This is a genomic window from Micromonospora sp. R77 (assembly GCF_022747945.1).
Lineage (GTDB): Bacteria > Actinomycetota > Actinomycetes > Mycobacteriales > Micromonosporaceae > Micromonospora.
In genome coordinates, this window is record NZ_JALDST010000001.1 from 1,792,649 (window position 1) to 1,816,575 (window position 23,927).

Sequence of the window (23,927 nt, forward strand, 5' to 3'; positions counted from 1 at the left end):
CCCGGTACCGGTCAGCCGCCGGCAGCCGCCCCGCGGCGTTCCGACGGCCCGGGGCCGGCGCTCGTCGGGATCACCGGACGGGGGTACGCCCGGTGGGCCGACCGGCGCAACCAACTCCACCGAACAGGTAGGAATAGCCTAGAATGCCGGCACCACCCGTCCCGGATGCTGAACCGGCCTTGACGCCGACGCCGCACTACCCCAGTCTTCCTACCTACTAAGTAGGAATACTGCGGATTGGACAACGATGAGACGGCTCCCCTTCCGTCGGCTGGTCTCCCTCGCCACCCTCGCCGTCGTCGGCGCGGCCACCCTGGGCGGCGCCGCCGCCTGCGGTGACGACAGCGACGCCGCCGCCGGCGGCAAGGCCGGCCCGGTGACCCTGCGGCTCGGCTACTTCCCCAACATCACCCACGCCCCCGCCGTGGTCGGCGTGGAGAAGGGCATCTTCGCCGAGAAGCTGGGCGACAGCGCGAAGCTGGAGACCAAGACCTTCAACGCCGGCCCGGCCGCCATCGAGGCGATCTTCTCCGGCGCGCTCGACGCCACGTACATCGGTCCGAACCCGACCGTGAACGCCTTCTCCAAGTCCAAGGGCGAGGCGGTCCGGGTCGTCTCCGGTGCCGCCTCCGGCGGCGTGGCCCTCGTGGTCAAGCCCGACATCACCTCGGTCGAGCAGCTGCGCGGCAAGAAGATCGCCACCCCGCAGCTCGGCAACACCCAGGACGTGGCGCTGCGCTACTGGCTCAAGGAGAAGGGTCTCAGGACCACCAAGGAAGGTGGCGGCGACGTCAAGGTCGTCCCGCAGGAGAACGCGCAGACAATCGACACCTTCGCCAGCGGCGCGATCGACGGCGCCTGGGTGCCGGAGCCGTACGTCTCCCGGCTGGTCAACGCTGGCGGCAAGGTCCTCGTCGACGAGCGGGACCTCTGGCCGGACAAGAAGTTCGTCATCACCAACCTGATCGTCAGCACCAAGTTCCTCAAGGCCCACCCGGACGTGGTGAAGAAGCTGGTCGAGGGGCAGGTGGCGGCGAACGAGTTCGTCAACACCAAGCCGGACGAGGCGCAGCAGGCCGTCTCCGACCACATCGGCAAGATCACCGGTAAGCCGCTGGACGTCAAGCTGATCAAGCAGGCGTGGCCGACGCTGGAGTTCACCAACGACCCGATCGCGTCCTCGCTGAAGGCCGGCCTGGACCACGCGGTCGCCGTCGAGCTGACCCAGCCGGTCGACCTGAACGGCCTCTACGACCTGAAGTTCCTCAACGAGGTGCTCAAGGCGCAGGGCAAGCCCGAGGTCACCCAGCCGTGACGTCGACCACGACGACCCCGCGCAGCGCGACCGGCTCGGTCGCGCTGCGCGGCGTGACCAAGGTGTACGGCCAGGGCGGGAACGCCGTCCTGGCGCTGGACGGGGTGTCGCTGGACGTCGCCCCCGGCGAGTTCGTCTGCCTGGTCGGCGCCTCCGGCTGCGGCAAGAGCACGCTGCTCAACCTGGTCGCCGGGCTGGACCGGCCCAGCGGCGGGAAGATCCAGCTGGGCGACGGCGTCAACCCCGGCCTGATGTTCCAGGAGCCGGCCCTCTTCCCCTGGCTCACCGTCGAGGCCAACGTCGAGGTGCCGCTGAAACTGCGCGGCCTGCCCCGGGGCGAACGGAAGGCGAAGGTCGCCGAGCTGCTGCGCACGGTCCACCTGGCCGACTTCGGCCGCAAGCGACCGCACGAACTCTCCGGCGGCATGCGGCAGCGGGTCGCCCTGGCCCGCACCCTCGCCCTGGACACCCCGGTGCTGCTGATGGACGAGCCGTTCGGCGCGCTGGACGCGATGACCCGCGACATCCTGCACGACGAGCTGGAGCGGATCTGGTCCGAGCGGAAGCTCACCGTGCTCTTCGTCACCCACAACGTCCGGGAGGCGGCCCGCCTCGCCGACCGGATCATCCTGCTCTCCAGCCGTCCCGGCCGGATCAGCTGGTCCACCGGGGTGGACGTGCCCCGACCCCGCCGGATCGACTCCCCCGAGATCGCGAACATCGCCGCCGAGGTCACCGACCGGCTGCGTACGGAGGTGGGCCGCCATGGCCAGTGACACGATCACCGGGACCACGCGCAGCGACGCGGAGATCTCCGGACTGGACGCGCTGGAGATCGCCGGGCAGGAGCAGGGCCCGTCCCGAGTGCGGCAGCTCTGGTCGGCCACGTGGCCGAAGCTCGCCGCCCTCGGCCTCAGCATCGCGCTCTGGCAGTTCGTGGTCTGGACCGGCTGGAAGGACCCGTGGGCGCTGCCCGGCCCGGCGACGGTCTTCGCGGACCTCGGCGACTACCTGGTCAGCCCGGCGCTCTGGGAGGGCCTCGCCACCACCGGTCGGCGGGCCGCCGTGGGCTTCGCCGCCGCCGTCGCCGTCGGCCTGCTGCTCGGCCTGGCCGTGGCCCGGGTGAAGATCCTCCGGGCCGCGCTCGGCTCCATGATCACCGCGTTGCAGACCATGCCGTCGATCGCCTGGTTCCCGCTGGCGATCCTGCTCTTCCAGCTCAGCGAGCAGGCGATCTTCTTCGTGGTGGTGCTCGGCGCCGCCCCGTCGGTCGCCAACGGCGTCATCCACGGCGTGGACTACGTGCCACCGCTGCTGGTCCGGGCCGGCCGCAACCTCGGCGCCCGCGGCCTGAACCTCTACCGGTACGTCATCGCGCCGGCCGCCCTGCCGGCCATCGTGGCCGGGCTCAAGCAGGGCTGGGCGTTCGCCTGGCGCAGCCTGATGGCCGGCGAACTGCTCGTGGTCATCGCCACCAAGACCTCCATCGGCGCCCAGCTCACCTATGCCCGGGAGCTGAACGAGGCACCCCGGCTGATGGCCATCATGATCGTCATCCTGGTGGTGGGCCTGGTGGTGGACGCCGCGTTCGGTGCCGCGGACAAGGCGATCCGGCGCCGCTGGGGCGTGCTGGACCAGGCGGGCAACTGAAGCCGTGTACGTCTCCGCGCGCGCCGACTACGCGCTCCGGGCCATGCTCGCCGTCGCCGACGTCGCCGGACCCTCCGGCCGGCCCGGCGGCGGCGAGCTGGTCAAGGCGGCGGGCCTGGCCGAGAGCCAGCAGATTCCGCACAGCTTCCTCCAGGGCATCCTGCTCGACCTGCGCCGGGCCGACCTGCTGCACAGCCATCGGGGCACCGACGGCGGCTACGCCCTGGCCCGCCCGGCCGACGAGATCAGCGTCGGGGACGTCCTGCGCGCGGTCGGCGGCACGCTGACCAGCGTGCGCGGCCTCCCGGCGGACAGCGCCGGCTATCACGGCGTCGCCACCGGACTGCGGGACGTCTGGCTGGCGGTGCACGGCGCGATCGCCCTGGTCGTGGACCGGACCACCCTGGCCGACCTGCTCGCCGACCGCGTCACCCCGCACTGACCGCTCGCGCCGGCTGCCCGGCCCGGCCGCGCGGACAGCGTCCACCCGCACTGCGCGCCGCCCTCGCGCTGCGCTCTTGCGGTGCGCGGTGCACGCTCCTGCGGTGGCGGCGCGCGGGCGCGAGGCAATGCGCGGAGCGCGGAGCGCGGAGCGCGGACGGCGTGCTGCCGATCGCACGCCGGCGCGGGCAGGGCGTCAGGCCGGCAGCGATCAGCTCACGCCCGGCTGGGTGAGCGGGCCGGTCGGGCTGTGCCAGTCGACCGGACCGGCCCCGGCGACGTCACCGGCCGCCGGATGCCACGGGCCGAAGGCCGCGACCATGGCGAGCAGCAGGCCCGCCCCCGCGATCACGAGAACCAGCAGCAGCTCGCGCAGCGCCCCCGAGCCGGCCTCGGCCGCCATGGTCACCCCTCCCGCGCTGGCGGCCGGTCCCCCCAGCCGCTTCCCCCGACCCAGCCTCGCCCACCCCCGTCCCCCATGACAGTCGCCCATCAGACGCCCCACCGACTGATCCCCGACTCAACCACCCAGGCGCGAAGGGCAAGGCCAACGCGAAGGGCAGGACCAGGACGAAGGGCAGGACCGGCCAGGCGGCAAAGCCAGGCGGGATCGGCCGCCGGCGCGCTAGTAAGAGCGGGCAGAGGCGAGAACCGGGGGAAAGCGTGATGGCCCGCCCCTGGAGAGGGACGGGCCATCACGGGAGGTTCGATCAGGCGGTGCGGGGGCGCTGCGGGCGACGGCGGCGGCCGGAGGGGCGGTGCGCGGAACGTGAGCCGCTCCCCTCGGCGGAGTCGCCCGTCGGACGAGCGGCGTCGACGGCACGACCACCGGTGGCGCGGAAACCGTCACCGCCGCCGGCCCGCCGGCCCCGGCCCGAGCCGGTACGCGCAGCGGACACCGCCGGCGGCGCGGCGATCGTCACCGGCACGCCGGACGGCTCACGGGCGCCGGTGACCCGGGACAACGCCTCGTCGCCGGGGCGTACCTGGGCGGTGTGCGGGCGGATGCCGGCGACGCTCATCAGCCGGGAGACGTCCCGGCGCTGCTCCGGCAGGACCAGCGTGACCACGGTGCCCGCCTCCCCCGCCCGGGCGGTACGCCCACCCCGGTGCAGGTAGTCCTTCGCCTCGGTGGGCGGGTCGGCGTTGACCACGAGGTCCAGCCCGTCGACGTGGATGCCGCGGGCCGCCACGTCGGTGGCGACCAGCGCGGTGATCTGGCCGCTCTTGAACTGGTCCAGGATCCGGGTGCGCTGCGGCTGGCTCTTGCCGCCGTGCAGCGCCGCCGCGCGTACGCCCTTGGACAGCAGTTGGCGGGCCAGCCGGTCGGCACGGTGCTTGGTGCCGATGAAGAGGATGGTGCGGCCCTCGCGGGCGGCGATCCGGGCGAGCGCGTCGGGCTTGTCCGCCGCCTCGACGTGCAGCAGGTGGTGGGTCATCGCGGTCACCGTGGCGGTGCCCGGGTCGACCGAGTGGGAGACCGGGTTGCTCAGGAAGCGACGGACCAGCCGGTCGACGCCGCCGTCCAGGGTGGCGGAGAAGAGCATCCGCTGCCCGTCCGGGGCGACCTGCTCCAGCAACTTGGTGACCTGCGGCAGGAACCCCATGTCGGCCATCTGGTCGGCCTCGTCGAGCACGGTGACCGCCACCTCGCCGAGGCGGGCGTCACCGCGGTTGATCAGGTCGTGCAGCCGGCCGGGGGTGGCCACGACCACCTCGGCGCCGGCGCGCAGGGCGTCCGCCTGGCGCTGGAGCGAGAGACCACCGACGACGGTGACGCAGCGCACCCCGAGCGCCCGGGCGTACGGGGCGAGGGCGGTGGTGACCTGCTGGGCCAGTTCCCGGGTCGGCACGAGCACCAGCGCGAGCGGGCGGCCCGGGCGGGCCCGGCGGCCGGACGTGCGGTGCAGCAGCGGCAGCCCGAAGGCGAGCGTCTTGCCGGAGCCGGTACGCCCCCGGCCGAGCACGTCCCGTCCGGCGAGCGAGTCCGGCAGCGTGGCCGACTGGATCGGGAACGGCTCGGTGATGCCCTGCGCGGTCAGCTCGGCGACGAGCGCCGGGGCCAGGCCGGTGGACGCGAATGTGGGCATGGTCGTGGTCATGCGGAATGCCTTCCTCGACGCGGCACGTGTCGAGGGAGGGCGCCGAAGGGCGGCGCTGTCACCGGGGGACTCGTCCGCCGGGACTCACAAGCACGAACCGAAGGGGGTACGGGCCGGTCCGCCGCAGCGCGCCGCCCGCCGGAGCGGGGGTGGCGCGGCGGACCGGACCCGTCACCGAGCCCTGAGGGCGCGATGGGTGTTGCGGGTGATCCGAAGATCAGAGCGGGCGGATGTTCTCCGCCTGCGGGCCCTTCTGGCCCTGGGTGACCTCGAACTCGACCCGCTGGTTCTCGTCCAGGCTCCGGTAGCCGGAGGACTGGATCGCCGAGAAGTGGGCGAAGACGTCAGCGCCGCCGCCGTCCGGGGTGATGAAGCCGAAGCCCTTGTCAGCGTTGAACCACTTGACGGTGCCAATTGCCATTTGTTTCGTCTCCTTGACGGAACGTTCGAACCCGCACCTGTTGCGGGCCGAAGGGAGCTCACCACGCATGATCCACGCGATGAACCTGTCGCTGCTGGTCGCCCCGCCCGGAGAACTCCGGACACAACAAAGAGCGCCTGGGGCCACAATCCGCCAGGCGCACACAGAGTCTCTGGAAACCAAAACTGCAACGAGGACAACGTATCACGGATTTCCGGCCGGCGGGGAGTCCGGCGAGATTTCCGGTACCCCGGCGATCAGCGCGGTCAGTCCGTCGGCGTCCAGCAGGTCGCTCGGGCGTACGGTCGCGCCGTCCCGGACGTAGTGGAACGCGGCACCGACCCGGTCGACCGGCACCCCCGCCAGCTCCGCCCAGGCCAGCCGGTAGACGGCGAGCTGCACGGCGGCGGCCTGGGCCTCCCGGCCGGCGGGCTGCCGGCCGGTCTTCCAGTCCACCACGTCGAACCGGCCGCCGGGCCGGGCGAAGACGGCGTCCATCCGGCCCCGGACCACCACGCCGGCGAGCACCGTGGCGAAGGGCACCTCCACCTCCAGCGGCACCCGGTCGGCCCACTCGCTGGCCAGGAAGCGCTCCTGGAGCTCGACCAGCGCCTCGTCCGGGGCGGCGTCCTCGTCCGCCGCGCCGGGCAGTTCGTCCACGTCGAGCAGCCGGTCCGCGCCGAAGCGCTGCTCCAGCCAGGTGTGGAAGGCGGTGCCCCGCCGGGCGTACGGGTTGGGTTCGGTGGGCATCGGCCGGCGCAGGGCGCGAGCCAGCGCCTCCGGGTCACGGCGCAACGCCACCAGCTGGGTCACCGACAGGTGCGCGGGCAGCTCCACCTCGACCGCGTCGGCCCGCCGCAGCAGCTCGGCCCGCTCGGCGAGGAGCAGGTCCGCCTCCCGTCGCCAGCGCGCCACCTCCGGATCGTCGGCGGGCGCGCCGCCCGGTCCCGGATCGCCGGCCGCAGCCCCGGGCCTCGGGTCGGACGCAGCGCCGGACCCCGGATCGTCGGACGCCGCGGCGGCCCCGGGGGCGTCGGACGCCGCGGCGGCCCCCGGGGCGTCGGACGCCTCGGCGGTGACCCCGGCGGCAGCGGCGAGCACGGCTGCCTCGCGGCGGGCCGCCTCCGGGTCGGCGAGGAAGCGGCGGACCAGCGCGGCAGCCTCGGCCAGGGCCGGGCGGCGGGCACCGAGCGGGTCGGCCGGCCACTCGGCGCGGAGCACCACCTCCGTCGTCGGGTTGACCGCGTCCCCGGCCGGCTCCGGCGCCCAGGCGTCGACCAGGTGCCCGGCCACGCCGTCCAGGCAGGCGTCGTACACCTCGCGGAGGAAGACCGACGGGCCCCGGAACCGCTTGGTGCCCTCCCCCCACCAGTAGCCGGAGCAGAGCAGCAGCCGCCTCGGGCGGGTCACCGCCACGTACGCCAGCCGGCGCTCCTCCCGCTCGTCGTGCGCCCGCCAGGCGTCGGTGAAGTCCGCCACCGCCCGGGCCACCCCGCGCTGGTCCTCGGTGTCGGCCAGCCCCAGCTCGGGCAGCCCGTCCGCATCCCCGCGCAGCGGGAACGGCAGCACGCCGAGCCCGCCCAGCCAGTGGTCGGAGTTGCGGACCGGCCCCGGCCAGACCCCCCGGGTCAGCCCGGCGACCGCCACCACGTCCCACTCCAGGCCCTTGGCGGCGTGCGCGGTGAGGATCTGCACCGCCCCCTCCACCACCTCGACCTCGCCCGGGGCGAGCCCGCGCTCCTCGTCCTCGGCGGCGGCCAGGTAGGCCAGGAAACCGGCCAGGGTGGCGCCGGGCGTCTCGCCGCTGAACCGGGCCGCGACGTCGCCGAGCGCGTCCAGGTGACCCCGGGCCAGCCCGGCGTCGCCGGTGCCGTCCCGGCCGGCCCGGACCGCCACCTCCACGTCCAGGCCGGAGGTCCGCTCGATGTCCGCGATCAGCTCCGGCAGGGACTGGTCCAGCCGGTAACGCAGCAGCGCCAGCTCCATCCCGTACGCGCGCAGCCGGGCGTAGCCCTCCGCCGAGTACGCCTGCGCCGGCCCCAGGTCGGCCAGCGCCTCGACCAGGGTGGCCTCGTCCAGCGCGTCGACGACGATCTCCGGCGTGTCGTCGCCGGTCAGCTCCCGCCGGGACCGGGCGATGGCGCGGGCCCGCCGGTGCAGGGCGACCAGGTCGCGCGGCCCGATCCGCCAGCGCGCCCCGGTGAGCAGCCGCAGCAGCGCCGCCCCGTCGGTCGGGTCGGCCAGCACCCGCAGCGTGCAGACCACGTCCCGGACCTCGGGGGTGTCCAGCAGGCCACCCAGGCCGACCACCTCGACCGGCAGGCCCCGGGCGCGCAGCGCCGACTCCAGGGCGGGGATCTGGCTGCGCAACCGGACCAGCACGGCGGTGGTGGGGCGCTGCGGCACCGGGATGTGCTCGGGCAGCGCGCCGGGCATCCCGGCCGCCCCGCGCCACGCCGCGAGGACGCTCTCGGCGATCCAGTCGGCCTCGTCGGCGTACGTCTCGAGCAGCGCGCAGTGCACGGTGCCGGCGGCGTTCCCGCGCGGGCTGCGGTGCGGGATCGGGTCCCGGACGCTGAGCGCGGCGCGCAGCTCCGGCACCTGAGCGCCGGCCGCCCGCAGCGGCGTGGCCAGCGCGTTGGCCACCCCGAGGATCTCCGGCCGGTTGCGCCAGCTGGTGGTGAGGCTGAGCACGTCGGCCGGGGTGCCGTCGGCGCGGGCGAAGTCGGCGGGGAACCGGTCGAGGGTGCCGGCGCTGGCCCCCCGCCAGCCGTAGATGGACTGGCAGGGGTCGCCGACGGCGGTGACCGGGTGACCGCCGCCGAAGAGCGCGTTGAGGAGCACCACCTGGGCGTGACTGGTGTCCTGGTACTCGTCGAGCAGCACCACCCGGAAGCGGTCCCGCTCGATCACGCCCACACCGGGATGGTCGCGGGCCACCCGGGCGGCCCGGGCGAGCTGGTCGGCGAAGTCCATCGCCTCGAAGTCGTCCTTGCGCCGGGCGTACGCCCGGACCAGCGGGAGCAGCTTCAGCCGGGTCTGCTGGAGCTGGAGGGCCTTGCGGACGTCGGCGTAGACCCGGCCGGGACGGGACTGCACCTCGGCGAAGAAGCGGCCGGTCCAGGCGGCCAGCTCCGCGGGGTCGACCAGGTGCTCGTCCAGCTCACCGGCCAACGCCAGCACGGCGTCGGTGATGGTGCTGGGCATCCGGTCCACCTCGGACATGTCCCCGTCGTAGTTGCGGACCAGCAGGTCGACGAGCTGCCAGCGGGACGCCTCGGTGAGCAGCCGGGTGGTCGGCTCGTAGCCGGCCCGCAGGCCGTGCTCGGTGACGATCCGCCCGGCGTACGAGTGGTAGGTGGAGACGGTCGGCTCACCGGCGAGCGGGTCGTCCTGCGGGTTGCGCGCCTGCCTGCCGATCCGGCGGATGAGCTGGTCCAACCGGGTACGCACCCGGTGCGCCAGCTCGCCGGCCGCCTTGCGGGTGAAGGTCAGGCCGAGGATCTGCTCCGGCCGGACGTACGAGTTGGCGACCAGCCAGACCACCCGGGCGGCCATCGTCTCGGTCTTGCCGGAGCCGGCCCCCGCGACCACCAGCAGCGGCTCCACGGGCGCGGCGATGATCGCCGCCTGCTCCCGGGTGGGCGCGGGCAGCCGGAGCAGCTTCGCCAGCTCCACCGGGGTGTACCGGGGACCGGAGTCGGGTGTCCTCGGTGCCGGCGCGGCCGTGCCGAAGAGCGCGGGCTGGGTCACGCCAGCACCGTCGCGGGTGACTGCGGGGCTCGCACGCTCACTCCTCGCGCTCGCGGCGGACCGTCGGCGGCTCGACGACCTGGCGCCCCTGCCCCGACACCGGGCAGCTCGTGCGGACCGGGCAGACCCGGCACTTCGAGTTGGCGACGGCGGCGAAGGTGGCGGCGGCCATCGTATCGGCGGTCCGCCGGACCAGCGCGGTCGCCCAGCCCGCCTCCGGCCCCTCCCCCGCGGCGGCCTGCGCCTGCTCCCGGGCGTCCTTCGCCCCGGTGCCGAGCTGCACCAGCGCCGCCCCGCCGGAGGCTTCGCCGTACTCGGCGAACGCCCCCGCCTCCACCGCCGCCTGGTACGCCCCGAGCTGCGGATGCTCGGCCACCTCCCGCTCGGTGACGGCGGTGGACTTGCCGGTCTTCAGGTCGATCACCACGAGCCGGCCCTCGGCGTCGACCTCCAGCCGGTCGACCCGCCCGACCAGCTCGACCGGGCGCTGCGGGTCGTCGAGGCGGACCGCGAACTCGTGCTCGATGGCGAGCAGCCGGCGCGGGTTGCCGGCCAGCCACCGCAGCAGCTTGTCCACCATCGCCTCGGCGCGCTCGCGTTCCGGCCCGACCATCCAGCGGGCGGCCAGCTCGATCGCGTCGAACCGGGCGGCCACGTAGTCCAGCAGCGCCGTCCGGTCGACGCTGGCGTCCTCGGCGAGCATCGCGGCGGCGTGCACCAGGTTGCCGACGCCCTGCGCGGCGCTGGCCGGTCCGCTGCCGCCGTGCCGTTCCAGCAGCCAGCGCAGGCTGCACCGCAGCGCGCTCTCCATCGCCGACGGGGTGACCCGGACGGCCTCGCCGTCGTCCACCAGCGGCCGGTCGTCGGAGAGCCCACGCAGCCCCCACCAGTCGTCCGGATGCGCGCCGGGGACCCCGGCGGCGGCCAGCCGGGCCAACTCGGCCGCCGCCGCGCGCCGCCGGGTCGCGGGTGCCGCCGGGTCGGTGACCGCGGTACGCAGCTCCGCCACCAGCGCCGACAGGGTGAGCCCGCGCGGCGGCAGGGTGACCGGCAGCGCACCGGGCCGATCGGCCTCCCCGTCGAGTGGTTCCCGATCGACGCTCAGCCTCGCGCCGTCGTGGGGCCCGGCCGCCCCCGTACCCCCGCGTGGCCCGGCCTCGACGGCCAGGGCGGCCCCGCGGCCCGGCCGGGCCGACCCCGCGGCCCCGGGCGGCCCGCTCTCCACGGCCAGCGTCGCGCCGTCACCGGGCCGGCCACTGCCCGCCCCGCCGGCATCCGGACCGACCGGCTCCGGTCCACCGGTCGGCTCGGACGGGGTCGGTGGGGGTGCCGACCCGCCGCCGATCGCCGGGGGCTCGGTGGTGCCCAGTTCGTGCAGGAACCGGCTGGGCTGTTCCTCGTGGTCGTCGCCGCCGACCGCCGCCGAGGCGACCGCGGTGACCAGCAGCCGGTGCCGGGCCCGGGTGACCGCGACGTGGAAGAGCCGGCGTTCCTCGTCGAGCAGCGCCGAGGTCTGCCCGACCAGGCTGGCCCGGGTGCCGGCGCCCTGCGCCCGGCCGGCGAGCACGTCGACGAGCCGTTCGGAGCCGAGCAGGCTGCCGCGCAGCCGCAGGTCGGGCCAGACGCCCTCCTGCACGCCGGCGACGGCGACGAGGTCCCACTCGAGGCCCTTCGCGGCGTGCGCGGTGAGCAGCCGGACCGCGTCGCCCCGGTCGGCGGTGGGGGCGAGGGTGTCGGCCGGCAGGTCCTGCCCGAGCACGTGGTCGAGGAAGACCTCGGCGCGGGCACCCGGCAGCCGGTCGGTGAACCGGGCCGCCGCGTCGAAGAGCACCATGACCGCGTCGAGGTCCCGGTCGGCGGCCTCGGCACGCCAGCGCTGCGCCGTCTCGTGCTCCCCGGTGGCGGCCCGGCCCCGGGTGATCGCCCCGGCCCAGCGTTCGGCGAGGCCACTGAAGCGCCAGACCGCCCAGAGCACGTCCTCGGCGGTGGCCCCCGGGACGGCCGCCGCCTGTCGGGCCGTGGCCAGCAGGTGCGCCACCGTCTGGGCGGGCACCGCCCACCGCCGGTCGATCGCGGCCAGCTCGGCCGGGTCGCGCAGCGCCTCGACGATCAGCTCGCCGGAGGGCCGGCGGTCGCCGCCGGCCAGCGCGAGCGCCCGCAACCCTTGGCGCAGCCGTCGCTCGGCGAGCGGGTCGGCCCCGCCCAGCGGCGAGTGCAGCAGCGCGACAGCGGTCTCCTCGTCGAGCCGGTCCGGTTCCAGCGCGCAGCGCAGCAGGAGCAGCAGCGGAGCCACCCCGGGTTGCAGGTGCAGCGGCAGGTCCTCGCCGTGCACCACGGTCGGTACGCCCGCGTGGTGCAGGGCCCGTTGCAGCGACGGCAACTGCCGGCCGGTGGAGCGGACCAGTACCGCCATCCGGGACCAGGGCACCCCGTCGAGCAGGTGCGCCTCGCGCAGGGCGTGGGCCAGCCAGGCCGACTCGCTGGTGGCCGAACGGAAGGTGCGGACCTCCACCACGCCCGGCGGCGCGTCGGGCAGCGGATGGAGTCGACGGTGTGCGGCCGGACCGCGCAGCCGGCGGGCCAGCCGTGCGGTCGCGGCGAGCAGGCCGGGACCGGCCCGGTAGGAGGTGGTCAGCACGACCTGCGCGGCGGGTGCGCCGGAGGCGGTGCGGAACCGGTGCGGGAAGGTGGCCACCCCGGCCGGGTCGGCGCCCCGGAAGGCGTACGTGGAGGAGTCGGGGTCGGCGAAGGCGACCAGGGACGCGCCGCCGCCGGCGATCACGGCGAGCAAATCGAGCTGGGCGGGGTCGGTGTCGGCCAACTCGTCGACGTAGACGTGCGCCAGCCGGCGGCGCTCGGCGGCCAGCAGCTCCGGATCGTCGAGCAGCATGCCGGTGGCCGCCCGGACCAGCTCGGCCGGGTCGTACGCGACGGAGCCACGGTTGCTCACGTCGCGCAGGGCGAGGACGGCGACGTACTCCCGGAGGAAGCGTGCGGCGGCCGGCCAGTCGGCGCGGCCCAGCTTCTCCCCCAGCCGGGCCAGCTCGGCCGGGCCGACGCCGCGCTCGGCGGCGCGCATCAGCAGGTCGCGCAGCTGGGCGGCGAAGGCCCGGGTCCGCAGCGCGGGCAGCAGGTCCTCCGGCCAGCCGACCGGGTCGTCCGCCGGCTCCTCGCCGACCACGTCCAGCAGCTCGCGGATGATCAGATCCTGCTCGGGGCCGGTGAGCAGCCGGGGCGACGGTTCGCCCCGCTCGGCGGCGGCCCGGCGGAGCAGGCCGAACGCGTACGCCGGGAAGGTGCGGACCAGCGGCTCGCGGACGACCCGGTGGCCCTCCCCGGCGATCCGCGCCTCGATCCGGTGACGCAGGTCGGTGGCCTGGCGACGGCCGAAGGTGAGCACCAGCACCCGTTCCGGGTCGACGCCCTCGGCCACCCGCGCGGCGACCGCCTCGACCAGCGTGCTGGTCTTGCCGGTGCCGGGGCCGCCGAGGACCAGCATCGGCCCGTCGGTGTGCGCCACCACCTCGGCCTGCACCGGGTCCGCCCGCCGCGCGCCCGGCTGAGGGTGCGCGCCATCACCCGCGGACCCCCCGGATCGCGGCTCCCCCTCGGCGCCCGGCGCGGACCGTTCCCCCTGACCCGACCCGCCGCCCGGCCGATCCCCCCGACCCGACCCGGCAGCCCGTCCGTCAGGAACCGCCCCCACACCCCGGCGCACCAGCCGGTACCCCTGCACCCTGATATCCCATCACGCCCCTACGACACCCCACCCCCACCACCCCGCCCGACCTTCACGTCGATCATGAGGTCGGCGGCAGGATCGGAGATCGACTTCGCCGCCAACCTCATGATCAGCGCGGCGAGAGGTGGGCTTCGAGGACGTCCAGGGCGGCGGGGACGGTGGGGACGACGGTGACCAGGTCGAGGCCGGCGGGCTTGAGGAAGTGGCGGTCGGCCAGCGAGTGCAGCCAGTCGAGCAGGGGGCGGTAGAAGCCGTCGGCGTCGACCAGCACCATCGGCTTGGCGTGCATGGCGAGGGTGGCGGTGGTCCAGACCTCGAAGAGCTCGTCGAGGGTGCCCAGGCCGCCGGGCAGGGTGACGAAGGCGTCCGACTTCTCGATCATGAGGGTCTTCCGGCTGTCCATGCCGTCGGTGATCAGCAGCTCGTCGCTGGCCAGGTCGGCGACCTCCAGGTCGACCAGGGCCTGCGGGATCACGCCGAGGGTGCGCCCACCGGCGGCCCGCGCCCCGTCCGCCACCGCACCCATCATGCCGACGCAGCCACCGCCGCTGACCAGGGTGTGCCCGCGCCGGGCCAGCCCCGCGCCGGTCTCGGTGGCCAGGTCCAGCCAGCGCTGGTCGAGGGTGCGGGAGGAGGCGCAGAAGACGCAGACGGCGGCCACCGGTCAGGCCCGCCCGTCCGGTCGCGTACCGGGCCCGTCGGCCGGTCGGCCCTCCCGCGGCGGAGCCGTGGCGGCGGCCTGCTGGTCGGCGGCGGTACGGGCCACCGCCTCCTCACGGATCGACTCCTGCTCCGCGGAGAGCGCCGCCTCGGCCTGCACGATGTGCCGTACGGCGGCGTCGACGTCGTCGGTGACGCAGATCAGTTCCAGGTCGACCGTACCGATCTTGCCCTCGGCGGCCATGCTGTCGCGCAGCCAGTCGAGCAGTCCGCGCCAGTACGCCTCACCCATCAGCACCACCGGGAACCGGGTCACCTTGCCGGTCTGCACCAGGGTCAGCGCCTCGAAGAGCTCGTCCATGGTGCCGAACCCGCCGGGCAGCACGACGAACGCCTGGGCGTACTTGACGAACATGGTCTTGCGGGCGAAGAAGTAGCGGAAGTCGATGGCCAGGTCGACCCAGTCGTTGAGCCCCTGCTCGAAGGGGAGTTCGATGCCCAGGCCGACGGAGAGCCCACCGGCCTCGCTGGCGCCCCGGTTGGCGGCCTCCATCACTCCCGGCCCGCCGCCGGTGATCACGGCGTAGCCGGCGCGGGCCAGCGCCGCGCCCAGTTCCTCCGCGAGCCGGCACTCCGGACTGTCCGGCTTGCTGCGGGCCGAACCGAAGACGCTGACCGCGGGCGGCAGGTCGGCGAGGGTGTCGAAGCCCTCCACGAACTCGGAGAGGATCCGCAGCGCCCGCCAGGCGTCCTTGGTCTTCCAGTCACCGCGCCCGCGCGAGTCCAGCAACCGCTGGTCGGCGGTGCTGGTGGGGATGGCACCCCGGCGCAGCGTGACGGCACCCCGGTGCCGCTCCCGGCCCGGGTCGCGGCCGGGCTGCGGCCGCCCGTTGCTCTGGCTCATGGGAGCCACCGTAGTGGAGCCGTGGTCACCAGGCGTGCGGCGCGACCGGGCCGGGAAAAGTTTGCGATCTTGGGCAACTAATTCGGTCGCCTGTACGTCTTACTATTCACATACCGGGTATGCCCCGGCCGCGCGCCTTCGGGGGAGGAGCAAGCGTGATCAGCAGCACCGAGATGATCCGGATCCGGCGACAGATGCAGCGCCGGATCCAGGACGTGGTGGCCGAGCGCCGCCGCGCCCGCCAGCAGGAAGCCCGCCACACCGCCCGCACCGGCGAGCCGACCGAGTCCCACCTCACCACGGACCAGTCCCTCACCCCCACCCCCTGACCCACCCCACCCACCCCCACCCACTCCCCGCACCCCCGACCCCGCCCGCGAGTCCGGTCCGCCGTCGATCAAGAGGTTTGCGTCGCCCGGACCGGTCTCCGGAGACGCAAACCCCTTGATCAACGCAGCGGGCAGGGGTGGTGAGGGATGGGTGGGGGTCAGGCGGGGGTGAGCCAGCGGTGGAGGGTGGCGGCGCCGTCGCGGATCTTGGTGAGTTCGACGTGCTCGTCCTTGTGGTGGGCCAGGTTGGGGTCGCCGGGGCCGAAGTTCAGCGCCGGGATCCCCATCGCGGCGAAGCGGGCCACGTCCGTCCAGCCCAGCTTGCCGATCGGCGCGGCACCCACGGCGGCCAGGAACTCCTGCGCCGGCGGCGCGTCCAGGCCGGGGGCCGCGCCGGCCGCCGAGTCGGTCACCTCGAGGTCGAAACCGGCGAAGACCTCGCGCAGGTGCGCCTCGGCGGCGGCCGGGTCGCGGTCCGGGGCGTACCGATAGTTGATCTCGATCTCGCAGCGGTCGGGGACGACGTTGCCGGCCACCCCGCCGGCGATCCGGACCGCGTTCAGGCCCTCCCGGTAGTCACAGCCGTCGATGGTGACCCGGCGCCCCTCGTACGACCGCAGCCGGTTCAGCACCTCGGCGGCGCCGTGGATCGCGTTCACCCCGTGCCAGGACCGGGCCGCGTGCGCCCGCTCCCCGTGCGTGGTGACGACCACCCGCATGACGCCCTGGCAGCCGGCCTCGACGATCCCGTACGTCGGCTCCAGCAGCACCGCGAAGTCGGCCGCCAGCCACTCCGGGTGTGCCGCGGCGACCAGGGTGAGGCCGTTGTACTTCGACTCGATCTCCTCGGCCTCGTAGAAGAGGTAGGTGACGTCGTAGCGCGGGTCGGGCAGGGTCACCGCGAGGTGCAGCGCGAACGCCACCCCGGACTTCATGTCGGAGGTGCCGCAGCCGTACATCAGGTCGCCGCGCATGCTGGACGGGAAGTTGCCGTTCAGCGGCACGGTGTCCAGGTGGCCGGCGAGCACCACCCGGGACTCCCGGCCCAGGTCGGTACGCGCCATCACGGTGTTGGAGTGCCGGAACGTGGTCAGGTGCGGCACGCCCCGCAGCACCTCCTCCACGCAGTCGGCGATCGCCTTCTCGTCGAGGGAGACGGACTCTATGTCGACCAGGGCGCGGGTGAGCGCCACCGGATCAGCCAGGACCTCGGGGGTCAACGGGTTCTCCATGCTGGGCACGGTACCGTCAAAATCGTGACCAACGCACAGGCTGCCTGGGGCATCGGCCTCGCCACCATCACCGCTGACGATCAGGTCCTCGACACCTGGTACCCGACCGGCAAGCTGGGACTCGGCGAGTTGCCGCTGGTCCCCGGGGAGGACCAGGCCGACGTGCTCGACCTGCCGCCGGGCGCGATCGGCGAGCGGGCGCTGCCCGGTCTGCGTACCGTCGAGGTGACCACGGTGATCGGGTCGCTGGCCGACCCGATCAAGGACGCGACCGACGCGTACCTGAGGTTGCACCTGCTCTCCCACCGCCTGGTGCGGCCGGGCGGGCTCAACCTCGACGGCATCTTCGGCAAGCTGGCCAACGTGGCCTGGACGTCCGCCGGGCCGTGCCCGCCGGAGCGGGTGGACGAGCTGCGCGTCATCGAGCGGGCCGCCGGCCGCCATCTCGCCGTGTACGGGGTGGACAAGTTCCCCCGGATGACCGACTACGTGGTGCCCGCCGGGGTGCGGATCGCCGACGCGGACCGGGTCCGGCTCGGCGCGCACCTGGCCGCCGGCACCACCGTGATGCACGAGGGCTTCGTCAACTTCAACGCCGGCACCCTCGGCACCTCCATGGTGGAGGGGCGGATCGTGCAGGGCGTGGTCGTCGGCGACGGCTCCGACATCGGCGGCGGTGCCTCGATCATGGGCACCCTCTCCGGCGGCGGTACCGACAAGATCTCGATCGGTGAGCGGAGCCTGATCGGCGCGAACGCCGGGGTCGGCATCTCGCTCGGCGACGACTGCGTGGTGGAGGCCGGCTGCTACGTCACCGCCGCCTCGAAGATCAGCCTGCCGGACGGCCGGGTGGTCAAGGCCCGCGAGCTCTCCGGCGTGGACGGGCTGCTCTTCTGGCGCAACTCGGTGACCGGGGCGCTGGAGGCGAAGCAGCGCAGCGGCCGGGGCATCGAACTGAACGCCGCCCTGCACGCCAACGACTGACCCGACCCGGGCCGGGGCGACACCGTCCCGGCCCGGACCGCCCGCCCGGCGGCGGATTCGACCGTCCGGGCGGAAGATGTCGGCCCGACCGGGCATGATCGCCGGATGAGTTCCATGCGCGAACGGATGCTCGCCGGCGAGCCGTACATCGCCGACGACCCGGAGATCATCGCCGACCTGGACCGCGCCGCCCGGCTGACCGAACGCTTCAACCGCAGTTCCGCCGACGACCCGGCGGGCCGGCTCGCCGCGCTGCGCGAACTGCTCGGCTCGCTCGGTGAGGACACCTGGGTCCGCCCGCCGTTCCACTGCGACTACGGCTGGCAGACCCACCTCGGGCCGCGCAGCTTCGTCAACTTCAACGCGGTCTTCCTCGACGTCGCCCGGATCACCATCGGCGCCGACGTCCAGATCGGACCGAACGTGCAGCTGCTCACCGCCACCCATCCCGTCGAGGCGGAACCGCGCCGGGCCAAGTGGGAGGCCGCCCAGCCGATCACCATCGGCGACAACGTCTGGCTCGGCGGCGGGGTCATCGTGCTGGCCGGCGTCACGATCGGTGACAACACGGTGGTCGGCGCGGGTGCCGTGGTGACCCGCGACCTGCCCGCCAACGTAGTGGCGGTCGGTAACCCCGCGCGCGTCGTCCGCACCCTGGAATAATTCGCCTGACCTGCGGAAATACCGCCTCCGACAGTGGCCGAATCCGATTCAGCAGATGCACTCTGGGTAGTGGGCAGGTTACCAGGAGGCACTGATGGCCGATCGGGTGCTGGAACTACGCGTACACGGGGTGTCGAACACTCCGCCGGACCACCTCCTCGGCCTGCACCCGGTGCCCGGCGGCGACGGACCGCAGCCGTGGCTGGTGGCCGGGGGTGAGGTCACCGGCTTCTACCGCTCCACCGCCCCCGGGCCCGACGAACCGGTCACCGTCGAGGCGTACAGCTGGGGGCAGTTGACCTCCGGCGCGCGGACCGCGCGGGACGTCGAACGCGCGCTCTGGACGCTGCTGCTGCCCTTCACCCTGGCCAACGTGGCACTGCACGCCCGGCCGGACATCCCGCCCGACCCCGACCGGGAACGGTGGGGCAGCCGCTCCGGGCTGGCGGCGTGGCTCATCCGGCTCTTCTGCCTCAGCCTCACCAGCACCCTCGTCATCACGGTGGCCGGCATCGGCGTCGACCTGATCGGCTGGCAGTGCGTCGAGCCGGAGTGCCTCAGCCACCTCCCCGGCCCCTGGGAGTTCCTCGCCGACACCTGGTGGCAGCAGGGCACCCGGTCGCTGGCCGCCGGCCTGCTGCTGCCGCTGATCGTGCTGGCGGTGCTCGGCGTGGTCGCCTGGCGCACCTACCAGTACGAGGCGGAGATGCCCGCCGCACCCCGCCCCCGCCCCACCCCGGGCCCCGGTGGGGCCGAGCCGGGACCCGCCGGCGGGGCATCCGAACCGCCGGAGAACCCGCTCCAGGACCCCACCTTCTGGTGCGGCGAGGGACAGTTGCGGCGGGCCGCCGTGCTGCACCTGTGCACCGGCGCGGTGACCGCGGCGTCGGTGCCGCTCGCGGCGGTGCTCATCATGGACCCGCCCCGGGGCGTCCGCGCGGTCGTCAGCTGGCCGACCGTCACCGTGCTGGCCGCCGTGCTGGCGATCGCGGTGGTGGCGGTGGGCCGACCCTGGCTCACCCGCCGCGCCGGGGACACCCCGCTCGGCCGGTGGAGCGCGACGGTCGCCGTGCTCACCGCGCTGGGGTTGGCCGGCACGTTCCTGCTCCTGCTGCTCCCCGACGGGCCGGCCGGCGTGCCCCTGTCCCACTACCGGCCCCCGGCCGGCTGCCTCCGGATCCCCGACCTGACCGGCTGCCGCACCGACCGGTCCCTGCCCGGCTACGACTCGACCGTCGCCTGGCTCGCCGCCTACCAGGTGCTGCTGCTCATCGCCATCGGCACGGTCACCCGCTCCGGGCGGTGGGCCCTGCTCGTCCCGGCCGCCGGCGGCGTGCTGCTGCCGCTCGGGGTGCTCTGGACCGGCCGCGACCTGCCGGGCGCCCCGCCCGCCCCGACGGACTGCACACCTGGATGCTCGTCGGCGCGGCGATCGCGGTCGCCGCGGCGGGACTGCTGCTGCCGCGCGCCCGACCGGACGGCCCGCACCCGCCACCCGTCCCGCACAGCACGCCGGCCTGGGGCGGCCGGGGCGCCGCGCTCATCGCGGGTTTCGGCTGGATGGTGGCCATCGCCTACTGCGCCGGCCTGCTCTACTGGGTCAGCGACCGGCTCGACGGTGGGACCGACCCGAGCGGCACCAGCCGGGTGGTGCCACCCCTGACCGTGTTCTGGGCCGGGCTGGCCTGCGTGCTCACCCTCACCGTGCTGCTCTGCGCCCTGCTCCACGCCGGCGTGCTCTTCCGCGCGCTGCGCCGCAGCGAGTACGCCGCACTCACCACACCCAATCCCGCCCTCTCCGCGCACGACCTGCGCCGGTGCCGCGACGTGAGCGCCTTCCGGGCCCTGCACCGGCTGGTCGGCGAGCACGCCGTTCCACTGATCGGCTGCTATGCCACCGTCGCCGGGGCGCTGGTGACCCTCTGCTGCGCGGCGGCCCTTGCCGGCAGTCACCCCACCCCCGAGACCCCGGCCGGCCTGCAGGCGGTCGTCCACGGGATCGCCACCGTCGGCGACTCGATACTCGGCTGGCTGCCCCTGGTGATCGCCGCGCTCGGGATGCTGGTCTACCGCAACGACACCGTACGGCGCACCGTCGGCGTGCTCTGGGACGTCGGCACCTTCTGGCCCCGCGCCGCCCATCCGCTCGCCCCGCCCAGCTATGCCGAACGCGCCGTGCCCGAACTCCAGACCCGCGTCGCCGGCCTGCTGGCCCTGCCCCCGCAGGACCCCCGCCGGATGGACGGGGTGATCCTCGCCGGGCACAGCCAGGGGGCCGTCATCTGCGCCGCCATGCTGTTCCAGCTCCCCCGCCGGTGGCGGCGGCGGGTCTGGTTCTTCTCGTACGGCTGCCAGCTCACCCGCCTCTACGGCCGGGTCTTCCCCGCGTACTTCGGGCCGGACCGGCTGCGCGCCCTCGCGCACGCCCTCACCTGGCCCTCCGGCTATGTCGCCTGGACCAACTTCTGGCGGGACACCGACCCGCTCGGCTGGCCGGTCGGCGTCGGGGAACGGGACGTGCCGGTCGTCGACCCGGAGGGCCTGCACCCCAGCGGCGGCGAGGTCGCCGACCCGCCGATCCGCAACCACCGGGGCTATCCGGAGGCGGTGGAGTTCGTCCGGGAACGGGCGGTCGTGGCCCCGCTGCTGCGTCGGGGCGTCCCGTCACCCCGGCAGGGGGTCGGCTAGCCGGACCACCAGGTCGGCGCGGGCGGCGGTGCCGGCCACCAGCGCGGCGTTGGCCGCGTCGCTGCCCGACGCCCAGGCCCGCGCCTGCTCGGGCGACTTCCCGTACGCCTCGTGCCGGGCGATCAGCCGGCGCAGCCGCAGCTCCGCGTCCAGGTCCACGAACCAGATCTCGTGCAGCAGGGACCGGACCTCCTCCCACGGCTCGTCGTCCAGCAGCAGGTAGTTGCCCTCGGTCACCACCAGCCGGACCTCCGGTGGCACCTCGATCGCCCCGGCGATCGGCTCCTCCAGGTCGCGGCGGAACGCCGGCGCCCATACCGAGGTCGGCTCCAGCCGGCGCAGCCGACGCAGCAGCGAGACGAAACCGTTCGCGTCGAAGGTGTCCGGGGCACCCTTGCGCCCGTCCCGGCCGAGCCGGGCCAGCTCCGGGCCGGCAAGGTGGAAGCCGTCCATCGGCACCAGCCGGGCGGCCGGCCCGACCTCGGCGACGATCCGCTCCGCCAGCGTCGACTTGCCCGCCCCCGGCGCCCCGGCGACCCCCAGCAACTGCCGCGGACCGGCGTCGGCCAGGGCCCGGGCCCGGGCCGCCAGCTCGTCGAACGGGAGGACCTGTGCCGGTGGCATCAGCCGAGGACCGGCTCGCTGATGGTGAACCGGGCCTCCACCGCCGCCTGCACGCTCTGCGGCTGCGGATCGAGTTCCAGTTCCGGCGCGGCCCCACCGGGCCCACCGCCGGCCCCGCCGAACTTTGCCGACCGGGCGAACATCGGCTGCGCGGCCAGCCCGGTGTCGGCCAGTTCCAGCAGGGCGGTGATCCGGGCGCCGAGCGCTTCCGCGTATTCCCGGGCGCGGGCCAGCGCGTCGGCGATCGCCGCCCGCCGCGCCTCCCGGTACGCCGGGCTGTCCGGGCGCAGCGACCACCACGGGCCGGCGACCTCGACCTGGTCCTGGTCGGCCAGGCGCAGCATCAGCTCACCGAGCGCGGTGAAGTCGGTGACGGTCACGGTCGTGGTGACACTGCCGTGGTAGGCCACCACCCGCTCACCCGACCGCTTCGTCTCCGGCCAGACCCGCAGCTCGCCGGCCTCCCGCCGGTCGATCACCGGGCCGGCCGCGTCGAGCAGCACCCGGACCGCCGCGGCCCGCTCGGCCAACCGGGTCAGCGTCGCCTCCCGATCCCGGTCCCGGGCCGTCGCGGTCACACTGAACCGGGCCAGCTCGGGAGCGACTTCCCGGTACGCCTCGCCGCGTACCGCCACGACCGGTGCGTCCGCCATGCCCACACCCTAGCCGCGCGCCGACCGGACCGCGCGGGCGTCGCGGTCAGGCCGGCCGCTCCCCGGTGTACGCCACCAGCCCGTCCCCGACCCGGCATCCGGTGAGGTGGCCGCCGGCCGACCCCAGCTCCAGCAGCCAGGCCAGCTCCTCGGCGTGCTCCCCGCCGACGGGGAACTCCCGCCGGAACGGGCACAGCGTGCGCTCGGGCAGTGCCGTACGGACTGCCCGGGCCCGTTCGTACTGGGCGACCAGTGCTGCGAGGTCGTCGTCGCGCAGGGCGGCGGCGAGCCCGTCGAGAACGGATCGCACCTCGTCGAGCTGCCGGAGCACCTGTTCCCGGTTGTTTACCAGCATGTCCGCGGTACGCCGGGCCGGCGTACCGGCCACCCGGGTGCCGTCCCGGAAACTGCCGGCGGCGAGCGCAAGCACCCCCTCGCGTACGTCGGAACCGGCAACCGCCCCGGCGAGTCCACCGGCGAGCAGGTGGGGAACGTGGGAGGAGAGCGCCACCACAGCGTCGTGCTCGGTGGCCGACATCGGCACCACCCGGGCCCCGAAGGCTTCCACGATCACGTCGGCCAGGGCGCGGAATTGAACGATCCCGTCGAGGCTCGGGCAGAGCACCCATGCGGCGTCCGTGAAGAGCGCCGGGTTGGCCGCCGTGAGACCGGCCCGCTCGGTCCCGGCCATCGGGTGTCCCGGGACGAAGCGGTCGGTCAGTCCGTGCTCGGCGGCGAAGGCGGCCACACCCCCTTTGGTGCTGCCGACATCGGTGACGACGCACTCGTCCCCGACGCCCTTCACCACGGTCAGCAAAGTCTCCGGGAGGGTCGGCAGGGGCCCGCACAGAAACACCACGTCACGGTCGCGGACCACGTCGGCGAGGTCGTCAGGAAAGTCCAGCCCCCGCGAGCGTCCCTCGGCCCGGGTCGGTTGGTGCGGGTCCCAGCCGCGTACGTCCGCACCCCACTCGTGCAACCGCAGCAGGATGGATCCGCCGATGAGACCGGTGCCGACGACGGCGACCCGGGGATGCCGGGCGGTTCTGTCCCCCATCACGCACCTCGACGGTTCGGTCGGTACAGGTCGAGTACGCCCCGACTGGGCTCGGCGCCGAGAATATCGCTCTTCCAGTAGCCCTTCATCGCCCACCTGCTGAGCGGGGTGAGCGTGAGCATGCCGCTGCGGGTGGCGTAGTCCTCGTGCGACCGGTCGACCTTGTAGATCAATTCGACCTGACCCTTCTCGTACGTCACCCCGACGGAGGAGACGGTGGCGAAGCAGCGGGACACGAAACCCGGCTCGCCCCGGACCGCCGCGAGCGCGTCCTCCTCCGTGCGGTACAGCTGTACCGCATAGGTCAACTCGCCACCCCGCAGGTCGATGCGGGCCAGCCCCCAGTTGCCGGACGACGATTCGTAGACCCATTGGCCGAGTACGGGATGCGCCCAGATCGACAGGAACATCCGCTGCACGACACCGCCGATCAGGGCGAGGCTGAACGCCGAGAGCAGCACCGCCAGCAGCTTCGACTCACCGTCGTCGAGCGGGATCGCCTGGAGCAGCACGACGTTCAGCACGCTGAAGACAACCGCTGCGGTGGCCAGTGCGGCCTGTCGTACGCCGTCGATGTTCCGGTCCCGCAACAGCGGGTGGAGGTAGCGCATCCTCACCCCTCGGCCGCCCGACGCACGCGGCCCGCATGAGGGCGGACCGGAGGTGCAGACTACCGGTCCGCAGACCTGCGGCGACACCTCATCCCATC

Annotated in this window: 20 protein-coding genes and 1 pseudogene; 9 read left to right on the forward strand and 12 right to left on the reverse strand. The window is 74.4% G+C overall.

Annotation, left to right across the window (positions count from 1 at the left end):
* The first annotated feature begins 247 nt into the window (after window positions 1-247).
* The 4 genes from MRQ36_RS08195 to MRQ36_RS08210 are packed head-to-tail and all read left to right on the forward strand — an operon-like array spanning window position 248 to window position 3,407.
* Window positions 248-1,315 carry an ABC transporter substrate-binding protein gene (locus tag MRQ36_RS08195; protein ID WP_242794277.1) on the forward strand — a complete coding sequence of 356 codons (1,068 nt, stop codon included), beginning with the start codon at window positions 248-250 and terminating at the stop codon, window positions 1,313-1,315.
* Window positions 1,312-2,091 (forward strand): ABC transporter ATP-binding protein, encoded by a 780-nt coding sequence (locus MRQ36_RS08200; RefSeq protein WP_242794278.1) that lies wholly within the window; start codon window positions 1,312-1,314, stop codon window positions 2,089-2,091. Before MRQ36_RS08195 ends, MRQ36_RS08200 begins: the two co-directional genes overlap by 4 nt.
* The gene (locus MRQ36_RS08205) at window positions 2,081-2,965 is read left to right on the forward strand and encodes an ABC transporter permease (RefSeq protein ID WP_242794279.1); all 885 of its coding nucleotides are present in this window, start codon (window positions 2,081-2,083) and stop codon (window positions 2,963-2,965) included. The genes MRQ36_RS08200 and MRQ36_RS08205 overlap by 11 nt, the downstream gene beginning before the upstream one ends.
* A 4-nt stretch (window positions 2,966-2,969) precedes the next feature.
* A complete protein-coding gene (locus tag MRQ36_RS08210; protein ID WP_242794280.1) occupies window positions 2,970-3,407 on the forward strand; it encodes an Rrf2 family transcriptional regulator in 438 nt (145 codons plus the stop codon).
* A gap of 210 nt (window positions 3,408-3,617) precedes the next feature.
* Here MRQ36_RS08210 and MRQ36_RS08215 read toward each other — a convergent pair whose 3' ends face one another.
* The 7 genes and pseudogenes from MRQ36_RS08215 to MRQ36_RS08245 form a co-directional block, all read right to left on the reverse strand.
* Complete coding sequence (locus tag MRQ36_RS08215) at window positions 3,618-3,809, reverse strand: hypothetical protein (protein WP_242794282.1); 192 nt, start codon at window positions 3,807-3,809, stop codon at window positions 3,618-3,620.
* A gap of 307 nt (window positions 3,810-4,116) precedes the next feature.
* Window positions 4,117-5,508 carry a DEAD/DEAH box helicase gene (locus tag MRQ36_RS08220; protein WP_374249911.1) on the reverse strand — a complete coding sequence of 464 codons (1,392 nt, stop codon included), beginning with the start codon at window positions 5,506-5,508 and terminating at the stop codon, window positions 4,117-4,119.
* 217 nt (window positions 5,509-5,725) lie between these two features.
* A complete protein-coding gene (locus tag MRQ36_RS08225) occupies window positions 5,726-5,929 on the reverse strand; it encodes a cold-shock protein (protein ID WP_007464836.1) in 204 nt (67 codons plus the stop codon).
* Window positions 5,930-6,169: 240 nt separating this feature from the next.
* Window positions 6,170-9,682 (reverse strand): annotated as a pseudogene (locus MRQ36_RS08230) (ATP-dependent helicase); the annotation flags it as partial.
* A 37-nt stretch (window positions 9,683-9,719) separates the two neighbouring features.
* Window positions 9,720-13,418: an ATP-dependent helicase gene (locus tag MRQ36_RS08235; RefSeq protein WP_374249912.1), complete on the reverse strand. Its 3,699-nt coding sequence runs from the start codon at window positions 13,416-13,418 to the stop codon at window positions 9,720-9,722.
* 115 nt (window positions 13,419-13,533) lie between these two features.
* The gene (locus MRQ36_RS08240) at window positions 13,534-14,085 is read right to left on the reverse strand and encodes a TIGR00730 family Rossman fold protein (protein ID WP_242794286.1); all 552 of its coding nucleotides are present in this window, start codon (window positions 14,083-14,085) and stop codon (window positions 13,534-13,536) included.
* 3 nt (window positions 14,086-14,088) lie between these two features.
* Window positions 14,089-14,988 carry a TIGR00730 family Rossman fold protein gene (locus tag MRQ36_RS08245; RefSeq protein ID WP_242794287.1) on the reverse strand — a complete coding sequence of 300 codons (900 nt, stop codon included), beginning with the start codon at window positions 14,986-14,988 and terminating at the stop codon, window positions 14,089-14,091.
* A gap of 155 nt (window positions 14,989-15,143) precedes the next feature.
* Between MRQ36_RS08245 and MRQ36_RS08250 the strand changes: the two genes are divergently transcribed.
* Window positions 15,144-15,317 (forward strand): hypothetical protein, encoded by a 174-nt coding sequence (locus MRQ36_RS08250; protein ID WP_242794289.1) that lies wholly within the window; start codon window positions 15,144-15,146, stop codon window positions 15,315-15,317.
* 158 nt (window positions 15,318-15,475) lie between these two features.
* Here MRQ36_RS08250 and dapE read toward each other — a convergent pair whose 3' ends face one another.
* Window positions 15,476-16,549, reverse strand: a complete 1,074-nt coding sequence (gene dapE, locus MRQ36_RS08255) for a succinyl-diaminopimelate desuccinylase (RefSeq protein WP_242794290.1) — start codon at window positions 16,547-16,549, stop codon at window positions 15,476-15,478.
* A 24-nt stretch (window positions 16,550-16,573) separates the two neighbouring features.
* On the opposite strand from dapE, the gene dapD reads away from it, so the two are divergent.
* From dapD to MRQ36_RS08275, 4 genes are all read left to right on the forward strand, one after another.
* Window positions 16,574-17,533 carry a 2,3,4,5-tetrahydropyridine-2,6-dicarboxylate N-succinyltransferase gene (gene dapD / locus MRQ36_RS08260; protein ID WP_242794292.1) on the forward strand — a complete coding sequence of 320 codons (960 nt, stop codon included), beginning with the start codon at window positions 16,574-16,576 and terminating at the stop codon, window positions 17,531-17,533.
* A gap of 105 nt (window positions 17,534-17,638) precedes the next feature.
* Entirely contained in the window at window positions 17,639-18,196 is a 558-nt protein-coding gene (locus MRQ36_RS08265) for a sugar O-acetyltransferase (protein ID WP_242794294.1), read from the forward strand.
* A gap of 94 nt (window positions 18,197-18,290) precedes the next feature.
* The gene (locus MRQ36_RS08270) at window positions 18,291-19,859 is read left to right on the forward strand and encodes a hypothetical protein (RefSeq protein WP_242794295.1); all 1,569 of its coding nucleotides are present in this window, start codon (window positions 18,291-18,293) and stop codon (window positions 19,857-19,859) included.
* Complete coding sequence (locus MRQ36_RS08275; RefSeq protein WP_242794298.1) at window positions 19,757-20,884, forward strand: hypothetical protein; 1,128 nt, start codon at window positions 19,757-19,759, stop codon at window positions 20,882-20,884. Before MRQ36_RS08270 ends, MRQ36_RS08275 begins: the two co-directional genes overlap by 103 nt.
* Here the strand turns inward: MRQ36_RS08275 and MRQ36_RS08280 are convergent.
* Genes MRQ36_RS08280 through MRQ36_RS08295 form a run of 4 tightly spaced genes read right to left on the reverse strand, consistent with a single transcriptional unit; the run spans window position 20,861 to window position 23,829 of the window.
* A complete protein-coding gene (locus tag MRQ36_RS08280; RefSeq protein ID WP_242794299.1) occupies window positions 20,861-21,508 on the reverse strand; it encodes a nucleoside/nucleotide kinase family protein in 648 nt (215 codons plus the stop codon). The two genes, MRQ36_RS08275 and MRQ36_RS08280, sit on opposite strands and share 24 nt — an antisense overlap.
* Window positions 21,508-22,161: an SIMPL domain-containing protein gene (locus tag MRQ36_RS08285; RefSeq protein WP_242794300.1), complete on the reverse strand. Its 654-nt coding sequence runs from the start codon at window positions 22,159-22,161 to the stop codon at window positions 21,508-21,510. Before MRQ36_RS08285 ends, MRQ36_RS08280 begins: the two co-directional genes overlap by 1 nt.
* Before the next feature lie 46 nt (window positions 22,162-22,207).
* The gene (locus MRQ36_RS08290; RefSeq protein WP_242794302.1) at window positions 22,208-23,218 is read right to left on the reverse strand and encodes a prephenate dehydrogenase/arogenate dehydrogenase family protein; all 1,011 of its coding nucleotides are present in this window, start codon (window positions 23,216-23,218) and stop codon (window positions 22,208-22,210) included.
* Window positions 23,218-23,829 (reverse strand): hypothetical protein, encoded by a 612-nt coding sequence (locus MRQ36_RS08295; RefSeq protein ID WP_242794304.1) that lies wholly within the window; start codon window positions 23,827-23,829, stop codon window positions 23,218-23,220. Before MRQ36_RS08295 ends, MRQ36_RS08290 begins: the two co-directional genes overlap by 1 nt.
* Between the last annotated feature and the right edge of the window lie 98 nt (window positions 23,830-23,927).

Coding starts and splice junctions, on each gene's coding strand:
- MRQ36_RS08195 (WP_242794277.1), top strand. CDS start 248: ATGAGACGGCTCCCCTTCCGTCGGCTGGTCTCCCTCGCCACCCTCGCC.
- MRQ36_RS08205 (WP_242794279.1), top strand. CDS start 2,081: ATGGCCAGTGACACGATCACCGGGACCACGCGCAGCGACGCGGAGATC.
- MRQ36_RS08215 (WP_242794282.1), bottom strand. CDS start 3,809: ATGGCGGCCGAGGCCGGCTCGGGGGCGCTGCGCGAGCTGCTGCTGGTT.
- MRQ36_RS08220 (WP_374249911.1), bottom strand. CDS start 5,508: ATGACCACGACCATGCCCACATTCGCGTCCACCGGCCTGGCCCCGGCG.
- MRQ36_RS08225 (WP_007464836.1), bottom strand. CDS start 5,929: ATGGCAATTGGCACCGTCAAGTGGTTCAACGCTGACAAGGGCTTCGGC.
- MRQ36_RS08245 (WP_242794287.1), bottom strand. CDS start 14,988: ATGAGCCAGAGCAACGGGCGGCCGCAGCCCGGCCGCGACCCGGGCCGG.
- dapE (WP_242794290.1), bottom strand. CDS start 16,549: ATGGAGAACCCGTTGACCCCCGAGGTCCTGGCTGATCCGGTGGCGCTC.
- MRQ36_RS08265 (WP_242794294.1), top strand. CDS start 17,639: ATGAGTTCCATGCGCGAACGGATGCTCGCCGGCGAGCCGTACATCGCC.
- MRQ36_RS08270 (WP_242794295.1), top strand. CDS start 18,291: ATGGCCGATCGGGTGCTGGAACTACGCGTACACGGGGTGTCGAACACT.
- MRQ36_RS08275 (WP_242794298.1), top strand. CDS start 19,757: ATGGTGGCCATCGCCTACTGCGCCGGCCTGCTCTACTGGGTCAGCGAC.
- MRQ36_RS08280 (WP_242794299.1), bottom strand. CDS start 21,508: ATGCCACCGGCACAGGTCCTCCCGTTCGACGAGCTGGCGGCCCGGGCC.
- MRQ36_RS08285 (WP_242794300.1), bottom strand. CDS start 22,161: ATGGCGGACGCACCGGTCGTGGCGGTACGCGGCGAGGCGTACCGGGAA.
- MRQ36_RS08290 (WP_242794302.1), bottom strand. CDS start 23,218: ATGGGGGACAGAACCGCCCGGCATCCCCGGGTCGCCGTCGTCGGCACC.
- MRQ36_RS08295 (WP_242794304.1), bottom strand. CDS start 23,829: ATGCGCTACCTCCACCCGCTGTTGCGGGACCGGAACATCGACGGCGTA.